At 73.6% G+C, this 17,203-nt stretch carries 13 protein-coding genes and 1 riboswitch; of the genes, 7 read left to right on the forward strand and 6 right to left on the reverse strand.

The features are described 5' to 3' along the window. Positions 1–185 precede the first annotated feature (185 nt). From ABZ321_RS20870 to ABZ321_RS20880, 3 genes are all read right to left on the reverse strand, one after another. On the reverse strand, positions 186–773 hold the full coding sequence (locus tag ABZ321_RS20870; RefSeq protein WP_344502477.1) for a hypothetical protein: 588 nt from the start codon (positions 771–773) through the stop codon (positions 186–188). Between the two features lie 569 nt (positions 774–1,342). After that, positions 1,343–2,704, reverse strand: a complete 1,362-nt coding sequence (locus tag ABZ321_RS20875) for an aminotransferase class V-fold PLP-dependent enzyme (RefSeq protein WP_354893475.1) — start codon at positions 2,702–2,704, stop codon at positions 1,343–1,345. 149 nt (positions 2,705–2,853) lie between these two features. Continuing rightward, on the reverse strand, positions 2,854–3,780 hold the full coding sequence (locus tag ABZ321_RS20880) for an AraC family transcriptional regulator (RefSeq protein WP_354893478.1): 927 nt from the start codon (positions 3,778–3,780) through the stop codon (positions 2,854–2,856). Positions 3,781–3,879: 99 nt separating this feature from the next. Between ABZ321_RS20880 and ABZ321_RS20885 the strand changes: the two genes are divergently transcribed. Beyond that, complete coding sequence (locus tag ABZ321_RS20885; RefSeq protein ID WP_354893481.1) at positions 3,880–4,797, forward strand: NADP-dependent oxidoreductase; 918 nt, start codon at positions 3,880–3,882, stop codon at positions 4,795–4,797. A 256-nt stretch (positions 4,798–5,053) separates the two neighbouring features. Here ABZ321_RS20885 and cobN read toward each other — a convergent pair whose 3' ends face one another. Beyond that, on the reverse strand, positions 5,054–8,605 hold the full coding sequence (cobN, locus tag ABZ321_RS20890; RefSeq protein WP_354893484.1) for a cobaltochelatase subunit CobN: 3,552 nt from the start codon (positions 8,603–8,605) through the stop codon (positions 5,054–5,056). Positions 8,606–8,644: 39 nt separating this feature from the next. Continuing rightward, a riboswitch (cobalamin riboswitch) is annotated at positions 8,645–8,867 on the reverse strand. Positions 8,868–8,982: 115 nt separating this feature from the next. On the opposite strand from cobN, the gene ABZ321_RS20895 reads away from it, so the two are divergent. From ABZ321_RS20895 to ABZ321_RS20905, 3 genes are read left to right on the forward strand one after another with little or no spacing between them, the layout of a single operon-like run. Then, complete coding sequence (locus tag ABZ321_RS20895; protein WP_354893487.1) at positions 8,983–10,122, forward strand: precorrin-3B synthase; 1,140 nt, start codon at positions 8,983–8,985, stop codon at positions 10,120–10,122. Next, positions 10,119–10,793, forward strand: a complete 675-nt coding sequence (locus tag ABZ321_RS20900) for a precorrin-8X methylmutase (protein ID WP_344502470.1) — start codon at positions 10,119–10,121, stop codon at positions 10,791–10,793. The genes ABZ321_RS20895 and ABZ321_RS20900 overlap by 4 nt, the downstream gene beginning before the upstream one ends. Further along, positions 10,790–12,298, forward strand: coding sequence for a precorrin-2 C(20)-methyltransferase (locus ABZ321_RS20905; protein ID WP_354893491.1), 1,509 nt, complete (start codon positions 10,790–10,792; stop codon positions 12,296–12,298). The genes ABZ321_RS20900 and ABZ321_RS20905 overlap by 4 nt, the downstream gene beginning before the upstream one ends. Here the strand turns inward: ABZ321_RS20905 and ABZ321_RS20910 are convergent. Both ABZ321_RS20910 and ABZ321_RS20915 read right to left on the reverse strand, forming a co-directional pair. Further along, entirely contained in the window at positions 12,289–12,639 is a 351-nt protein-coding gene (locus ABZ321_RS20910) for a hypothetical protein (protein WP_354893494.1), read from the reverse strand. The two genes, ABZ321_RS20905 and ABZ321_RS20910, sit on opposite strands and share 10 nt — an antisense overlap. Positions 12,640–12,648: 9 nt before the next feature. Continuing rightward, positions 12,649–13,434 carry a methyltransferase domain-containing protein gene (locus ABZ321_RS20915; protein ID WP_354893496.1) on the reverse strand — a complete coding sequence of 262 codons (786 nt, stop codon included), beginning with the start codon at positions 13,432–13,434 and terminating at the stop codon, positions 12,649–12,651. A gap of 75 nt (positions 13,435–13,509) precedes the next feature. Between ABZ321_RS20915 and ABZ321_RS20920 the strand changes: the two genes are divergently transcribed. The 3 genes from ABZ321_RS20920 to ABZ321_RS20930 are packed head-to-tail and all read left to right on the forward strand — an operon-like array spanning position 13,510 to position 16,234. Next, positions 13,510–14,763 (forward strand): MFS transporter, encoded by a 1,254-nt coding sequence (locus ABZ321_RS20920; RefSeq protein WP_344502465.1) that lies wholly within the window; start codon positions 13,510–13,512, stop codon positions 14,761–14,763. Further along, positions 14,760–15,332: an isochorismatase family protein gene (locus ABZ321_RS20925; protein WP_354893498.1), complete on the forward strand. Its 573-nt coding sequence runs from the start codon at positions 14,760–14,762 to the stop codon at positions 15,330–15,332. Before ABZ321_RS20920 ends, ABZ321_RS20925 begins: the two co-directional genes overlap by 4 nt. Further along, entirely contained in the window at positions 15,332–16,234 is a 903-nt protein-coding gene (locus ABZ321_RS20930) for a DJ-1/PfpI family protein (protein ID WP_344502463.1), read from the forward strand. Before ABZ321_RS20925 ends, ABZ321_RS20930 begins: the two co-directional genes overlap by 1 nt. Positions 16,235–17,203 lie beyond the last annotated feature (969 nt).

The following is a 17,203-nucleotide window of genomic DNA, read 5'->3' on the forward strand; positions in this document are numbered from 1 at the left end:
GTTCGCCCGCCCTCGGGACCCATGTCGGGGGTAGGTCCGGGGCGGGCGGGGAGCCGCCCTCCGACGCCGGTGGGTGACGACGGAGGCCGAGATCTGTGAAGTTGCCTTACAGATCCATCGGAGGCTATTCCCGCCCCGGTACCTTAGTCAATACGCGACCTGAATTAAGGGGCTGGCCTGCGGATTTAGGCCTTCGCCAGGATCTCGCCCGCGCCGCCGACCGTCTCGTTCACGGCCTCCAGGTAGGCCTTCATGTCCGTGTTCTCCAGGCCCGTGCCCGCCACGACGACCGTGTTGCCGACGATGAGCGTCGGGTACATCTTCGCCTCGTCCTGCGCGTACGCCTTGGCCGCGTTGGCCGCCTTGAACTCCACGAAGATCGCCTGCTGCCCCCGCGACGGCATGAAGTCGCCCTTCTTCTTGTAGCAGTCGAACTGCTTGAAGTTCGCGACCGCGGACCGGTACTTCGAGGGCACGCCCGTCGAGTTCGTGTCCCACTGGCCGACCGGGCACAGCGGGTCCTTGGTGAACAGGTCACCGGTCAGCTTGGCCACCGTCTGGTACTGCAGCCCCTTCCCGGCCGCACCGCTCGCCTTCGCGCTGGCGCTCCCGGACGGCTGCCCACTCCCGGCGGGCGCGCCGCTGGCAACGGTCGAGGCCGCGGCGGCCGGCGCGTCCTTCTTGTCGTCGGCCTTCTTGTCATCACCCCCGCAGGCGGCGGTCAGCAGCAGGGTGGCACCGGCGACAACGGACGCGATCAGCAGACGCTTCATGGGGATTCGTTTCCTTATATATGTGGTGCGGGGAAGGTGTCCGGGGGGTTGTTTCCTTGCGACGCCCATGAACCTACGCACCCCACCCGGCCGTTGAATCCCGGATGTATGCCACCCGACAACCATCGTGTCCCACCTCACTGCGCTGTGTTTCCGCCCCACCGCTTCGCGGCGGGTCCCGGCGGGGATTCTCACCCGCACCCCAATGCGCCGCTCCGCGGCGCACTGCCTGCGCTCGCGCGGCAGGATGCCGCTCGCGCGGGCATCCGCGGCCCGTCCAACTCCGGTTGGAACGCCCACTTGTCCGCCGCCGCGCAAGATCGAAGGACGAATCCGGCCCATGACGACCACTGCGATCCTTCGATCAAGCCCTGACGTTCCCCGCACTACCGCCCGCGACCGCGCTACCCGCGGCAAGGTGCTCGATCCGGGTTCCGCGGCGTGATGCGACCGCTACGTGCGTCCTGACACGGGGAAAGGCCGTACCCTCCCCCGAACCGCATGATCCAAGGATGGATCTGGTTGTCGGGGGACGGCCGCTTCCGTCCTTCGATCAAGGCGGCGGCTGGTCAGGAGGTGGCGAGGCGGAGGATGACCTCGGCGGCGCGGTCGATGTCTGACTCGTCGGTGGTGTGGTTGCTGACGGAGAAGCGCATGGCGGGACTGCCCTGCCAGGTGGTGCCGCTGACCCAGCAGGTGCCTTCCTCGCGGACGCGGGTGATGAGGTCGAAGGTCTGCGGGCCGAAGGTGAGCAGGACCTGGTTGAGGACGACCTCGTTGAGGACCGCGTCGCCCATGTGGGTGGCGAAGCGGGTGGCCAGCTCGCAGGTGCGGTCGATGAGGGCCTCGACGCCGTTCCGGCCGAGGGTGCGCAGGGCCGCGTACACGGGGAAACCGCGCGCGCGGCGGGAGAACTCCGGGTTGTGGTCGAGGGCGTCGCGTTCGTTGCCGCCCGCGTGGACGAGGTAGGCGGCGCGGACGCCCATGGCGGCACGGTGGGCCTGAGGGTGGGCGCAGAAGACGAGGCCGGAGTCGTACGGGACGTTGAGCCACTTGTGGGCGTCGGTGGTCCAGGAGTCGGCCCGGTCGACGCCCGTCACGAGGTGGCGGTGGCGGGAGCTGGCCGCGGCCCACAGGCCGAAGGCGCCGTCGACGTGGACCCAGGCGCCGGACGCGTGCGCGATGTCGCAGATGGCGGCGATCGGGTCGCACGCGCCGGTGTTGACGTTGCCCAGCTGGGCGCAGACGATGACCGGGCCGTCGATGTCGTCGAGCGCGGTGCGCAGCGCGTCCGGCTGCATGCGGCCCTGGTCGTCGACGTCCACCGGCACCAGCGCGGCGGTGCCGATGCCGAGGAACCGCAGCGCGCGGTCGATGGTCGAGTGCCGGTCGGCGCCGGCGACGACCGTGATGCGCGGGGCGCCGTGCAGGCCGCCGGCCTCGACGTCCCAGCCGGCGCGGCGCAGGACCTCGTGGCGGGCGGCGGCGAGCGCGGTCACGTGGCTCATCTGCGCGCCGGTGACGAAGCCGACCGAGGTGTGCGCCGGCAGGCCGAACAGGTCGCGGAGCCAACCGCCGGCGACCTCCTCGACGACCGCGGCGGACGGGCCGGCGGCGTAGAGGCCCGCGTTCTGGTCCCAGGTCGCGGTGAGCCAGTCGGCGGCGAGCGCGGCCGGTGTCGCGCCGCCGATGACGAACCCGAAGAACCGGCCGCTCGGCGACGCGACGATCCCGGCATCGGCCGCGGCGGCGAGCCGGGCGATCACCTCACGCGCGTCGGTGCCCTTGTCGGGCAGCGGCCCGCCGAGCGCCGCCCGCAGCTCGTCCGGGCCGGCGCCGCTGCCGACCGGGCGGGACGGGAGACCGGTCAGGAAGCGGGTCGCCTGCTCGTACGCCTCGGTGAGCGGGCCGTGCCAGTCGGTTTGCTCCATGCGTCCCATACTGTCCCGGCCGCCCTGGGAGAGCTAGAGAATGCCGAGGATCGAGCACGCCGTCGCGGATGAGGGCGGGGCAGCCCGGCCGGCGACGTGGGGTGGTCGGTGCGAGCCCGACGCCGTCGACATGTCACCGTTCAGTGCGCTCATGCACGACTTCTGCGGTACCGGCCGGGGGCGGCGCCGTGCTGCCGTTTGAACGCGGCGGCGAAGGCGAACTCCGACGAGTAGCCGACGCGGGCCGCGACGGCGCTCAGCGGCGCGCCGGACTCCTGCAGCAGCCGCGCGGCGGTGGTCATCCGCCACCACGTCAGGTACGTCAGCGGCGGCTGGCCGAGGAGCTGGGTGAACCGGCGGGCGAACGGGGTCCGGGACAGCCCGGCCTCGGCGGCCAGGGTGGCGACGGTCCACGGGCGGCCCGGGTCGCGGTGCATGGCCTGCAGGGCAGCGGCGACGGCCGGGTCGTTGAGCGCCGCCGCCCACCCGGCGGCGGCCTCACGGAGGGGCTGCCGCTCGATCCAGGCCCGCAGGACGTGCAGCAGCAGCGTGTCGAGCAGGGCGGGGACGATCGCGGCGGTGCCGAGGCGGGGGCGCTCCAGCTCACCGGCGAGCAGGTCCACGGTCGCGCGCAGCTCGGGGTGCCGGCCCAGGTGCGCGGGCAGGTGGATGAGCTCCGGCAGGTCCCGCAGCAGCGGGTGGACGCGAGTCCCGTCCAGCTGGTATCCGCCGCACAGCGTGACCGTGGCGGGGCCGTCACCGCCGACGGTGTCGGCGACATACGGCTGGAGCGCCCTGGGGTCGGCCGGGTCGCAGGCGGGCGCCGGCGGTGTCCGCGGGTCGTCCGCGAGCGTGTGGCCGTGCCCGTGCGGGCGCAGCACCACATCCCCGGGCGCGAGGGCGACCGGCTCGCCCTGCGGCCTGATGAGCCAGCACGATCCCTGCAGGATCACCTGGAAGCCCGCGGACCCCGGCACCGGCGCGAACTCCTGCGCCCACGGCGCGCGCCACGCCACCCGCGCCGACCGCGGCTGCCCCGTCCGCATCACCGCGATCACGTCGCTGAGCACGTCCATCCCGCCGATCGTACCGGCGCGGGACGATCACGCATGAAACAAGGCGTTCCAAGCATGGCTCGTCCCGCTTCCTCGCCATAGGTTCGACCGGTGAGAGCCATGCGAATCCATGTGTACGGCGACGCTTCGGTCATCCGCGCCGAGGACGTGCCCCGCCCGTCCGCCGGTCCGGGTGAGGTCCTGCTGCGGGTCGCCGCGACGTCGTTCAACCCGTCGGACGTGGGCCTGCGCCGCGGGCTGCTGCGGTCCGTCCTGCCGGTCGACCTGCCGCTCACGCTCGGCAGTGAGGTCGCCGGCACCGTCGTCGAGGTAGGCCACGGCGTGCACACCCTCGCCCCCGGCGCCCCGGTGATCGGCCGGGTCGACAGCGGCGGCACGGCAGCGGAGTTCGTCACCGCCGCGGCGGATACGCTCGTCGCCGCGCCCGCCACCGTCCCGCTCGCCCACGCGGCCGCCGTCCCCGTCGCCGGCCTGACCGCCTGGCAGGCCGTGTTCGACCACGCGAACGTCACGCCCGGCCAGCGGGTCCTGGTCAACGGCGCGGGCGGCGGCGTCGGCGGGTTCGCGGTCCAGCTCGCCAGGCACGCCGACGCGCACGTGATCGCCACGGCCGGGCCACGCAGCGCGGCCACCGTCCGCCGCCTCGGCGCCCACCAGGTCATCGACTACACGACCACGCCGCTCGCCGCCGCCCTCGACGAACCCGTCGACGCCGTCCTCAACCTCGTCGCCCTCGACCCGCAGCACGCCGCCGCGACGCTCCTGCCCCTCCTGCGCCCCGGCGGCATCGCGGTGTCCGCCACGGTGCCGATCCCCGTCCCCGCCGGATCCTCGCTGACCACCGTGCAGTTCGTCGCACGCAACGACACCACGCAGCTCGCCGCGCTGGTCGCCCTCATCGACACCGGCGCGGTCCACCTGGACGTCACCGCCACCCGCCCGCTCACCGACCTGCCCGCCGTCCACGTCGCCGCCGAGTCCGGCCTGATCCGCGGCAAGACCGTCCTCGTGCCCTGACCCTCGCGCCGCAGCCTTACGTACGTCGGCGACACAGACCATCGGCGTCATGATCGAAGGACGGAAACGGTCACCCGAACGACCGGATTCGTCCTTGGATCAATGAAGGGGTCGGGCTGGCCGCGGGATGCTCGCGTGAGCGCCATCCTGCCGCGCGAGCGCAGGCAGTGCGCCGCGGAGCGGCGCATTGGGGTGCGGGTGAGAATCCCCGCCGGGACCCGCCGCGGCAGCGGTGGGGCGGAAGCACAGTGCCGGGCTAGTTGTCGTCCTCGAGGTCGCCTTCGGTTTCGAGGTACACCTGGCGCAAGGCGTCCAGGGTGGACTGTTCCGGGTGTTCCCAGAGGTTGCGGTCGGCGGCTTCCAGGAGGCGTTCGGTGATGCCGTGCAGGGCCCACGGGTTGGACTCGTCGAGGAACTTGCGGTTCTCGGGGTCGAAGACGTAGGACTCGGCGAGCTTCTCGTACATCCAGTCTGCGACGACGCCGGCGGTGGCGTCGAAGCCGAACAGGTAGTCGACGGTGGCGGCGAGCTCGAAGGCGCCCTTGTAGCCGTGGCGGCGCATGGCGGCGAGCCAGCGGGGGTTGACGACACGGGCGCGGAAGACGCGGGCGGTCTCCTCGCTCAGGGTGCGGGTGCGCACGGCGTCGGGGTTGGTGCTGTCGCCGACGTACGCGGCCGGGGCGCGGCCCGTCAGCGCGCGGACGGTGGCGATCATGCCGCCGTGGTACTGGAAGTAGTCGTCGGAGTCGGCGATGTCGTGCTCGCGGGTGTCGGTGTTCTTGACCGCGACGCTGATCCGCTTGTACGCGCCTTCCATGTCGCCCCGGGCGGGCAGGCCGTCCAGGTCGCGGCCGTACGCGTAGCCGCCCCACACCGCGTACACCTCGGCCAGGTCGGCGTCGTCGCGCCAGTTGCGGCTGTCGATGAGGGGGAGGATGCCGGCGCCGTACGCGCCCGGCTTGGACCCGAAGACGCGCAGCGTGGCGCGCCGCTCGTCGCCGTGCGCGGCCACGTCGGCGGCGACGTGGGCGCGGACGTAGTTGTCGTCGGGGGACTCGTCCAGCGCGGCGACCAGCTGCACCGCGTCGTCCAGCAGGGCGACCACGTGCGGGAACGCGTCGCGGAAGAAGCCGCTGATGCGCATCGTGACGTCGATGCGGGGGCGGCCCAGCTCGGCGAGGTCGACGGGGGCGAGGCTGACCACCCGGCGGGACGCGTCGTCCCAGACGGGCCGGACACCGAGCAGCGCGAGCGCCTCGGCGATGTCGTCGCCGGCGGTGCGCATGGCGCTGGTGCCCCACATCGACAGGCCGACGGAGCGCGGCCACGCACCGTGGTCGGCCTTGTAGCGGGCGAGCAGCGAGTCGGCCATCGCCTGACCCGTCTCCCACGCGAGCCGGCTCGGGATCGCCTTCGGGTCGACGGAGTAGAAGTTGCGCCCGGTCGGCAGGACGTTGATCAGCCCGCGCAGCGGCGACCCGCTCGGCCCCGCCGGGACATACCCTCCGTCCAGCGCATGCAGGACCATCGTCAGTTCGTCGCCGGTACGGGACAGCCGCGGCACGATCTCCCGTGCGGCGAACTCCAGCACCCGTACCACATCCTGCAAATCCGAAATGTCGGAGATGTCGGTGATGGGCCAGCCCCGTGACTCCATCTCCGCCACGAGGGCGCGGGCCTGCGACTCGGCCTCGTCGACCGACACGCGCGCGGTCGAGCCCTCGGTCAGGCCGAGGGCCTCGCGCAGGCCGGGCAGCGCGACCGTGCCGCCCCACAGCTGCCGCGCCCGCAGCATGGCGAGGACCAGGTCGACCCGCGCCTCGCCCGCCGGCGCGACGCCGAGCACGTGCAGCCCGTCGCGGATCTGGACGTCCTTGATCTCGCAGAGCCAGCCGTCGATGTGCAGGATCAGCTCGTCGAACCCGTCGTCGCCGGGCCGGTCGGCCAGGCCCAGGTCGTGGTCGAGCCGCGCCGCCTGCAGCAGCGTCCAGATCTGCCCGCGGATCGCCGGCAGCTTCGCGGGGTCGAGGGCCGCGATCGTCGAGTGCTCGTCCAGGAGCTGCTCGAGGCGGGCGATGTCACCGTACGACTCGGCGCGCGCCATCGGCGGGATCAGGTGGTCGACCAGGGTGGCGTGCGCCCGCCGCTTCGCCTGGGTGCCCTCGCCGGGGTCGTTGACCAGGAACGGGTAGATCAGCGGCAGGTTTCCGAGGGCCGCGTCGGCACCGCACGAGGCGGACATCCCGACCGTCTTGCCCGGCAGCCACTCGAGGTTGCCGTGCTTGCCGACGTGCACGACCGCGTGCGCGCCGAACTCGTCGGCGAGCCACCGGTACGCGGCCAGGTAGTGGTGGCTCGGCGGCAGGTCGGGGTCGTGGTAGATCGCGACGGGGTTCTCCCCGAAGCCGCGCGGCGGCTGCACCATCACCACGACGTTGCCCTCGCGCAGCGCGGCGAGGACGATCTCGCCGCCGGGGTCGCGGGACGTGTCGACGAACAGCTCACCGGGCGCCGGCCCCCAGTGCCGCTCCATGTCCTCCCGCAGGTCGGCGGGGAGCGTGTCGAACCAGCTCCGGTACCGGGCGGCGGAGATCCGGATCGGGTTGCCGCGCAGCTGGTCCTCGGTGAGCCAGTTCACGTCCTGCCCGCCGGCGGCGATGAGCGTGTGCATCAGCGCGTCGCCGTCCTTCGGGAAGCCGTCGGCGCCGACGTACCCCTGCGCGTGCATCGCATCGAGCAGCCGCACGACGCTCGCGGGCGTGTCGAGGCCGACCGCGTTGCCGATCCGCGCGTGCTTCGTCGGGTACGCGCTGAGCATCAGCACGATCTTGCGGTCCTCGGGCCGCAGGTGCCGCAGCCGGGCGTGCGCGACCGCGGTCCCGGCGACCCGGCCGGCCCGCTCCCGGTCGGCGACGTACACGGTGAGGCCGTCGGCGTCGATCTCCTTGAACGAGAACGGCACCGTGATGATCCGGCCGTCGAACTCGGGGATCGCGACCTGCGTCGCGGTGTCCAGCGGCGACAGCCCGTCGTCGTTGGCGTCCCAGGTGTCGCGGGAGCTCGTGAGGCACAGCCCCTGCAGGATCGGGACGTCGAGCGCGGCCAGGGCGCCGACGTCCCACGCCCCGTCCTCGCCGCCGGCCTGCGCGTCGGCGGGCCGGGTGCCGCCCGCGGCGAGGACCGTGACGACCAGCGCGTCCGCCTGCCGCAGCGTGTCGAGCAGCTCAGCCGGGGCGGCGCGCAGCGACGAGGCGAACACCGGCAGGGCCCGCCCGCCCGCGTCCTCGACGGCCTCGCAGAGCGTCTCCACGAACGCGGTGTTTCCTGCCAGGTGGTGCGCCCGGTAGTAGATGATCCCGACGGTCGGGCCGTCGGCCGTGGAGTCCCGGTCCAGCTCTCCCCACGCGGGGGTCTGCACCGGCGGCGCGAACCCGTGGCCGGTCAGCAGGACCGTGTCGGAGAGGAAGTTGTGCAGCTCGGCGAGGTTGGCGGGGCCGCCCTCGGTGAAGTAGGCGTGGGCCTCCGCGGCGACGCCGGCGGGCACCGTCGAGTGGCGCATCAGCTCCGCGTCGGGCAGCGACTCACCGCCGAGCAGCACCACCGGCGCCGGCAGGCGCAGCAGCGTGTCGAACCCCTCCTGCCAGTCGCGGTAGCCGCCCAGGAACCGCACCACGACCAGGTCGGCGCCGTCGGCCAGGGCCGGCAGCTCCTCCACGGTGAGGCGGGACGGGTTGGCCAGCCGGAACGCCGCGCCGCTCGCACGGGCGCTGAGCAGGTCGGTGTCGGACGTCGACAGCAGCAGGATCACGCCGGGGTCCTCCCTCGGGGTCCGCGCCCCAAGTCGGTCGGGAAAGGTTCCGGCGGCGGAGAGTCTCCTGGCTCCCGGATCGGCGCTCGCCTCCGGCCTTCCCGGGCTCGCACCCGGTGGCCGTCGTCTCCGGCCCCCTGGGCGCTGGGCCCGGTGGCCGTCGTCGGAGGTCCACTCCCCGGTCACAGTGGCGGGACCGCGCCGGATTCACACCGGCTTCCTCCACACGTCGCCGTACAGCACCGCCAACTCTGCCGGTCACGGCTTCCCTGCGTCAAGCTCGCCCGGGCCGGCCTCCGCCGGGTCGGCCCGCTGGGTCGGGTCGCTTGGTCGGCTTCCTTGGGTCGGGGGCGGCGCTGCGCAGTAGTATCCGGCGCGTGCAGGCTGCCAGTGGACGTGACGCTCCGGACCGGTGCCCGGGTGCCGTGCAGGTCCACGCGGCGGCCGACGGCGGTCTTGCCCGCGTCCGACTGCCCGGCGGGCGGCTGACCGTCCCAGCCCTCGCGGTCCTCCGCGCCGCCGCCGCGGACCTCGGCGACCCCGCCCTGGAGCTCACCTCGCGCGGAAACGTGCAGATCAGAGGGCTGCGGCCGGACGCGTCGCCGGAGCTGGCGGCCAGGCTCACCGCCGCGGGACTGCTGCCGTCGGACACCCACGAGCGGGTCCGCAACATCATCGCCAGCCCGCTCAGCGGCCGCGACGGCCTCGGCGAGCTGGACGTGCGGCCGGTGGTGGCCGCGTTCGACGCCGGGCTGTGCGCCGACCCCGCGCTGGCGGCGCTGCCCGGCCGGTTCCTGGTGACCATCGACGACGGGCGCGGCGACGTGTCCCCGCTCGGCGGCGACGTCGGCCTGCACGGCGACCGCCTCCTCCTCGCCGGGCTCCCGACCGCGGGCCGGGGCGGTGACAACCCCGCTGAGCTGCTGCTCCGGGCGTCCCGGGCGTTCCTGGACGAGCGCGCTGCGCAGGGCGGCACCGCGTGGCGGCTGGCCGAGCTGACCGACGGCCCGGCCCGGGTGGCGGCCCGCCTGGGGTTCGCCCCCGGTACAGACGTTGACCAATTCGTAGGCTCGCCTGCGCCGGCGGTCGGACGGGCCCCGCAGGTCGGGGGACTGGTCGCGCTGACGGTGGTCGTACCACTCGGGCTGCTGACACCGGAGCAGTCGGCGGCGCTCGTCGCGGCGGCGCCGGGGGAGATCATCGTCACGCCGTGGCGGACCGTCGTCGTGCCCGACGTGCCGGTCGAAGAAGCTGGACGTCTCGAGTCACTGCTGACGACCGCCGGCCTCGGCACCGACCCCGCGACGCCGTGGGCCGGAGTCACGGCGTGCGCCGGCCGGCCCGGCTGCGCGAAGGCCCTCGCCGACGTGCGCGCCGACGCCCGCGCGGCCGTCCTCAGCGGTCTCGACCATGCGTTGCCGGTGCACTGGGTCGGCTGCGAACGGCGCTGCGGCGCACCGAAGGGAAGGCACGTGGAGATGCTCGCGACCGCCGACGGCTACCGGGTGCTGTCATGACGGCTCAGGAGACCGTCGCTGATGGCGCCTCCGGTTCCGTCCAGGACGGTGGCTTCGACTACGTCAAGGACGGCGCGGAGATCTACCGGCGGTCGTTCGCGACGATCCGCGCCGAGGCCGACCTGTCCGCGCTGCCCGCCGACGTCGCCCAGGTCACCGTCCGCATGATCCACGCGTGCGGCATGGTCGACCTCGCCGGTGACGTCGGGTACAGCGCGGACGTCGTGCGCCTCGCCCGCGCCGCCCTGCGCGACGGCGCCCCGATCCTGTGCGATGCGGAGATGGTCGCCTCCGGCGTGACCCGCGCCCGGCTGCCCCGCGACAACGAGGTCCTGTGCACGCTGCGCGACCCACGGGTCCCGGCGCTCGCCCACGAGCTGGGCACCACCCGCAGCGCCGCCGCCCTCGACCTGTGGGGTCCGCGCCTCGACGGCGCGGTCGTCGCCATCGGCAACGCGCCGACGGCGCTGTTCCGGCTCCTGGAGATGATCGCGGCCGGCGCGCCCCGGCCCGCGGCCGTGCTGGGCATCCCCGTCGGGTTCATCGGCGCGGCCGAGTCGAAGGTCGCGCTCGCGGCGTCGGACCTGCCGCACCTGGTCGTGCACGGCCGCCGGGGCGGCAGCGCGATGACGGCCGCCGCCGTCAACGCCATCGCGGACGAGAAGGAATGACCACAGTGGACACCGGTCGGTTGTACGGCGTAGGACTCGGCCCCGGCGACCCGGAGCTCGTGACGGTCAAGGCGGCCCGGCTCATCGCCGCCGCACCCGTCGTCGCGTTCCACAGCGCCCGCCACGGGCGCAGCATCGCCCGTTCGATCGCCGCGCCGTACCTGCGCGACGGCCAGATCGAAGAGGCGCTCGTCTACCCGGTCACCACCGAGGAGGTCCGCGACTACCGGGCCCTCATCGAGGAGCACTACGACGCGTGGGCGGCCCGGCTCGCCGCGCACCTCGACGCCGGCCGTGACGTGGTCGTGCTCTGTGAGGGCGACCCGTTCTTCTACGGCTCGTACATGCACATGCACAAGCGCCTGTCGCACGCCTACGCGACGGAGGTCGTGCCGGGCGTCACCTCCGTCTCGGGCGCGTCCGCGGTGCTCGGCCGCCCCCTCGTCGAGCGCGACGAGGTGCTCACCGTGCTGCCCGGCACGCTGCCCGTCGACGACCTGGCCGCGCGGCTCGCCAGCACCGACTCCGCCGCCGTCATGAAGCTCGGCCGCACGTTCGGGGCCGTCCGGGACGCCCTGGAGCGCGCCGGCCGCCTCGATGACGCCTGGTACGTCGAGCGCGCCACCACCGCCAACGAGCGCGTCGCCCCTCTGTCCACTGTGGACCCGGCCGAGGTCCCGTACTTCTCCCTCGCCCTGCTGCCGAGCCGCATGCACGAGGAGACGGCGTCGGCGCTGCGGTCCACGCCGCCCGCGGTCGCCGCCGGCGAGGTCGTCGTCGTCGGGCTCGGCCCGGCCGGCCGGGACTGGCTCACCCCCGAGGCCCTGGCCGCGGTCGAGGCCGCCTCCGACCTCGTCGGCTACGCCCCGTACCTGGCCCGGATCCCGTCCAACCCCCGCCAGCGCCGGCACGCCTCCGACAACAAGGTCGAGTCGGAGCGCGCCGAGTTCGCCCTGTCCCTCGCGAAGGAAGGCCGCCGCGTCGCCGTCGTGTCGTCCGGCGATCCGGGCGTGTTCGCGATGGCGGCCGCGGTACTGGAGATCGCCGCCGAACCCCGCTGGAAGGACGTCCCGGTGCGCGTCCTGCCCGGCCTGACCGCCGCCCAGGCGGTGGCGAGCCGCGCGGGCGCCCCCCTCGGCCACGACTTCTGCGTGCTGTCGCTGTCCGACCGCCTGAAGCCGTGGGACGTCATCGCCGCCCGCCTCGAGGCCGCGGCCGGCGCCGACCTCGTCATCGCCATCTACAACCCGGGCTCGAAGAGCCGCACCTGGCAGGTCGAGGCCGCCCGCGACCTGCTGCTGCGCCACCGCTCCCCGGAAACCCCGGTCGTCCTGGGCCGCGACGTCGGCGGCCCGCAGGAGCGCGTCCGCGTGGTGCGCCTCGCTGACCTGGACCCGTCCGAAGTGGACATGCGAACCCTGCTCATCGTCGGCTCGTCCCAGACCCGCACCCTGACCCGCGGCGACGGCGCCCCCGTCGTCTTCACCCCCCGCCGCTACCCCTGACCCGCGGGTGCCTTCGTCAGGTACAGCTCCAGGATCGCGGGCAGCGGGGCCACCCCCGGGCCGCCGGCCTCGACCCAGGCGGTCAGGTCGTCGATGACGGCGTCGTCGAGCAGGTAGCCGAGCCACACCGGCCGGGCACCCGCCCGCCGGGCGGACGGGGTGGGGTGCACGACGACGATGTTGGAGCGGGCGCACGCGTCCAGGCAGCCGCTGACCCGGACCCCCGCCGCCCCGAGTGCCTGGCGGAGCCGCGCCACCTGGCCGGCGTGGTCGACGTCCGGGTGCTTGCGCGGCGAGCCGCAGCAGCAGTCGCGGCACACGGTGACGAGGGGTCGATCCACCCGTAGAGCTTACGGCCGGGCCAGGATCTCGCCGTGCAGGATGGAGAGCCAGCCGTCGGGGGAGGCGGCCCAGGTGCGCCAGCCGTCCGAGAGGCGCTGCAGGTCTGATGGGGTCGAGCCGCTGGCCAGGGCCTGCGTCGCCATCGCCGAGGCGCGGACCCGGTCCGCCCACATGCCGCCCCACCACGAGCGGTCCTCGTCGTCGGCGAAGCACCACGTCGAAGCTGTCGCCGTCACGTCGGTGAAGCCCGCCGCGCGCGCCCATGACAGCAGGCGGCGGCCGGCGTCGGGCTCGCCGCTGTTGGCGCGGGCCATCCGCTGGTACAGCGCCATCCACTCGTCCAGCTCCGGCAGCTGCGGAAACCAGGTGAACGCCGCGTAGTCGCTGTCCCGGGCGGCCACGTAACCGCCGGGCTTGCACACCCGGCGCATCTCGCGCAGTGCCTGCACGGGGTCCGCGACGTGCTGCAGCACCTGGTGGGCGTGCACCACGTCGAAGCTGTCGTCGGGGAAGTCCAGCGCGTGGACGTCGCCGACCACGTACGAGACGCCCCGCACCCCCGCCTTCGTGACCTCCAGTGCCTCCGCGGTCGCCTCCAGCGCGGTCACCGCTCCGGGCGCCACCGCCGAAGCCAGGTCGGCGGTGATCGTGCCGGGGCCGGCGCCGACGTCCAGCAGGGTCATGCCCGGCCGGAGCACCGGCAGCAGGTATGCGGCGGAGTTCGCGGCGGTGCGCCAGCGGTGGGAGCGCAGGACCGACTCGTGATGTCCATGGGTGTAGACGTTGTTGGCCATGTCCCAGACTCTAATATTCTCGTCTCTAATAATGGGAGACGATTCCCATTCAATGGACACCGTAAGATCGCCGGAGTGAGAACGTCGCTGCTCGTGCTGGCCTACTTCGCGTTCATCAGCCTCGGGCTCCCCGACGGCCTCCTCGGCGTCGGCTGGCCGTTCATGGCCGGCACCTTCCACGTGTCGACCGAGTCCGTCGGCTACCTGCTCGTCGCCGCGACCACCGGCTACCTCACCTCCAGCGTCGCCGCCGGGTTCCTGCTCGGGCGGGTCGGCGTCGGCTGGCTGCTCGCCGGCAGCACCGCCGCGACGAGCCTCGCCCTCGCCGGGTACGCCCTCGCCCCCAGCCTCTGGTTCGTCGTGCCGTGCGCGCTGCTCGGCGGGTTCGGCGGCGGTGCGATCGACGCCGGGCTCAACGCCTACGCGGCCGCGAACTTCAACGCCCGCCACATGAACTGGCTGCACGCCTGCTTCGGCCTCGGTGTCGCGATCGGACCGCTCATCATGACGTCCGTGATCAGCGGCGGCTCGCCGTGGCGCCTCGGGTACGCACTGGTCGCCACCGCCCAGCTGGCACTGTCGGTCTCGTTCGTCGTCAAGGCCCGCAGCTGGGGGAGGGCCCCGGTGCCGGTACACGAGACGCCACAACGCGGCCGGGACACCCTCAGGATGCCAGTGGTGTGGGTGCAGGTGGTCGCGTTCGGGGTCTACGTCGCGGTCGAGGCCGGCGCCGGCCTGTGGGCGTTCCTGCTGCTCACCGAGGGCCGTGGCGTGAGCGACGCGGTCGCCGGCGTGTGCGTGTCGGGCTATTGGGCCATGCTCTTCCTCGGCCGCGTCGTGCAGGGCGCCGTCGCCGACCGGATCGGCGTCAACCGCGTCATCGTGGGGTGCATGGCCGGCATGGCGGCCGGTGCGTTCCTGGTCGCGCTGCCCGGCCCCGGCTGGCTCGCCGCGACCGGCCTCGGCATCATCGGCTTCGCCGCCGCCCCCGTGTTCCCGCTGCTCACGCTCACCACCGCCGACCGCGTCGGGGCCGCGCACGCCGACCGGGCGATCGGGCTGCAGATCGCCGGCGCCGGGCTCGGTGGCGCCCTCGTCCCGACCGCGATCGGCGTCCTGCTCGCGCGTGCCGGGGTCAACGTCCTCGGGTCGGCGCTGCTGGCCCTCGCATTGCTGTTGCTGCTCCTGTACTGGCTGACCCTGCGACTCTCGTCGCCCGGAGCGTCCGGTGCCGTTCCGCGCGGTTCCTCGCGTGACCAGATCGTTCCGGTTGCCGGCGTGGCCGTGCCTGTCGCGGAGCCGCCCGGCGGCGCAGGATCGTCGTCATGAGAAGCGCGCTGCTCGTCATCGACATCCAGGAGTCCTTCCGCCAGCGCCCCAGCTGGGCCGCCGTCTCCAACCCCGACATCGTCGCGACGGTCAACCCGTTGATCGACGCCGCCCGTACCCGCGGCGACCTCGTCATCTGGATCCTGCACCACGAGGTCGGCAACGTGTTCGACCCGCGCAACGGCCACGTCCGCCCGATCGAGGGCCTGCAGCCGCTGCCGGACGAGCCGGTCCTCACCAAGACGTCCGCGAACGCGTTCACCACCACCGGCCTGCAGCAGCTGCTCACCACCGAAGGCATCCGCCACCTCGTCGTCACCGGCATCCAGACCGAGCTGTGCTGCGAGACCACCACCCGCGTCGCCGGCGACCTGGGCTACGACGTCACGTTCGTCACCGAGGCCACCGCCACGTTCCCGATCCCGCACCGCGACGAGCGCGACCTGCCCTACGACGAGATCCTCGCCAGCCCCCGCACCCTGCGGACCGACGAGGTCATCGCCCGCACCGAGTACGCCCTCGCCGGCCGCTTCGCCACCATCGCGGCGGTGAAGGAGCTCATCGGCTGATGAAGGTCGTGTTCCTGCTCGTGCCGCAGCTGCACCTGCTCGACCTGGCGGGCCCCGCGCAGGTCTTCTCCACGGCCCGCGACCTCGGCCTGGACTACGAGCTGGACTACGCGGCCGAGCAGGACGACGTCCCCTCCGCCCAGGGCCTGCCGGTCCGCCGGACCACGGGCCTGCCGTCGCTGGCACCGTCCGACCTGGTCGTGGTGCCCGGCTGGCGCAGCCACGGCTTCCCGCAGAACGGCCGTCTCAGCGTTTCCGTCCGTACCTGGCTCGCCGCCCACCACGCGGCCGGCGGCACCTGCGCCAGCGTCTGCTCCGGCGCCGACGCCCTCGGCCAGGCCGGTCTCCTGGACGGCCGCCGGTGCACCACGCACCATCTGCTGCAGGACCGGCTGGCTACGCGGTACCCACGCGCCAAGGTCCTCAAGGACGTCCTCTTCGTCATCGACGACCGCGTCGTCACCTCCGCCGGCATCGCGAGCGGCATCGACCTCGCGCTCCACCTCGTCGCCACGCGCCACGGCCCGGGCACCGCCGCCCAGATCGCCCGCGAGATGGTCGTGTACGCCCGGCGCAACGGCGACGACCCGCAGGACAGCGCCATGCTCCGCCACCGCGCCCACCTCTCCGACGTCGTCCACCGCGTCCAGGACGTCATCGACGCCCGCTTCACCGACCGCCTCCCGCTCCGCGACCTCGCCTCCACGGCCGGCGTCAGCGAACGCACCCTCACCCGCCTCTTCGGCGACGCCACCGGCCTGACCCCGCTGCGCTACCAGCAGCTCCTGCGGGTCGAACGCGCCGAACACCTCATCGGCCACGGCGCCACCGTCGAGTCCGCCGCCCGCGCCGCCGGCTTCGAGGACGCCCGCATGCTCCGCCGCCTCCGCTCCCGCCTCTGACGGTCGGTGCTTCGACCGTCACAACGCGTGCATGGTGGCGGTGGGCGCTGGACGCCGGGTTGGGCGGCCGGGAGAATTGAGGCAAGCATCGGCCAGGGGGAGGCCGCCAATGCCACGCCTGTACTTCTCGTTGTCCGCACCAGATCCACGCCCGCCTTTGCCCATCGCCGAGCTGGACTGCACCGCCCGCCGCGCCGCCACCGCAGCCGAGTTCGCCCGCCGCCGCGAGGCCCGCTCCCGCGCCAGGTCGGAGTTCGCCGAAGCCCGCGCCCACGGCCTGACCACCCGCCACGCCACGAAACTGACCCGCCTCCGCAACGCCCGCATCCTTGCCGCCGCCCCCACAGCCCCACCTCCGTCCACGGCAGCACTCTCACATCCCGCTGCGGCGTCGGTACCGCACCCCGCCACTGCTCCGCCCCCACCCGTCCCTCGGACTGCGTCGCTGACTGCGAGTCGGGTTGCGCCGCCGGTCGCACCTCGGGCTGTGGCGCTGGCTGCCGCTCGGGTTGTGCCGCCAGCTGCACCTCGGGCTGTGGCGCTGGCTGCGGCTGGGGCTGCGCCGCCCGCTGCGGGCGGGACGACTGCCCCCACCTCTGCTCGGATCGCGGTCCCCGCAGCCGCCGAGGCGTCAGCTTCGACTGCGGCTTCGATCACGACGGTGACCCCAGCCCCACCACGCCGCCGCCTCCGGCTCCTGCCTCCGCGCCAGTCCCAGCTCCGGTTGCGGCCTCGGCTCCGGCTGTGGCGACCGCGCCCGCTGCGGTCGGGTTTCGGGTTCCGCGCTCGGCATCGGGCTCACCGCGACCTCCGGGAAGAGGCCGTCGCACCAGTGCTCGGCATCGGGCTCACCGCGACCTCCGGGAAGGAGTCCGTCGCACCAGTGCTCGGCATCGGGCTCACCGCGACCTCCGGGAAGGAGTCCGTCGCACCAGTGCTCGGCATCGGGCTCACCGCGACCTCCGGGTA

This window comes from Dactylosporangium sp. NPDC006015, from assembly GCF_040614215.1.
Taxonomy (GTDB): Bacteria; Actinomycetota; Actinomycetes; order Mycobacteriales; family Micromonosporaceae; genus Dactylosporangium; species Dactylosporangium maewongense.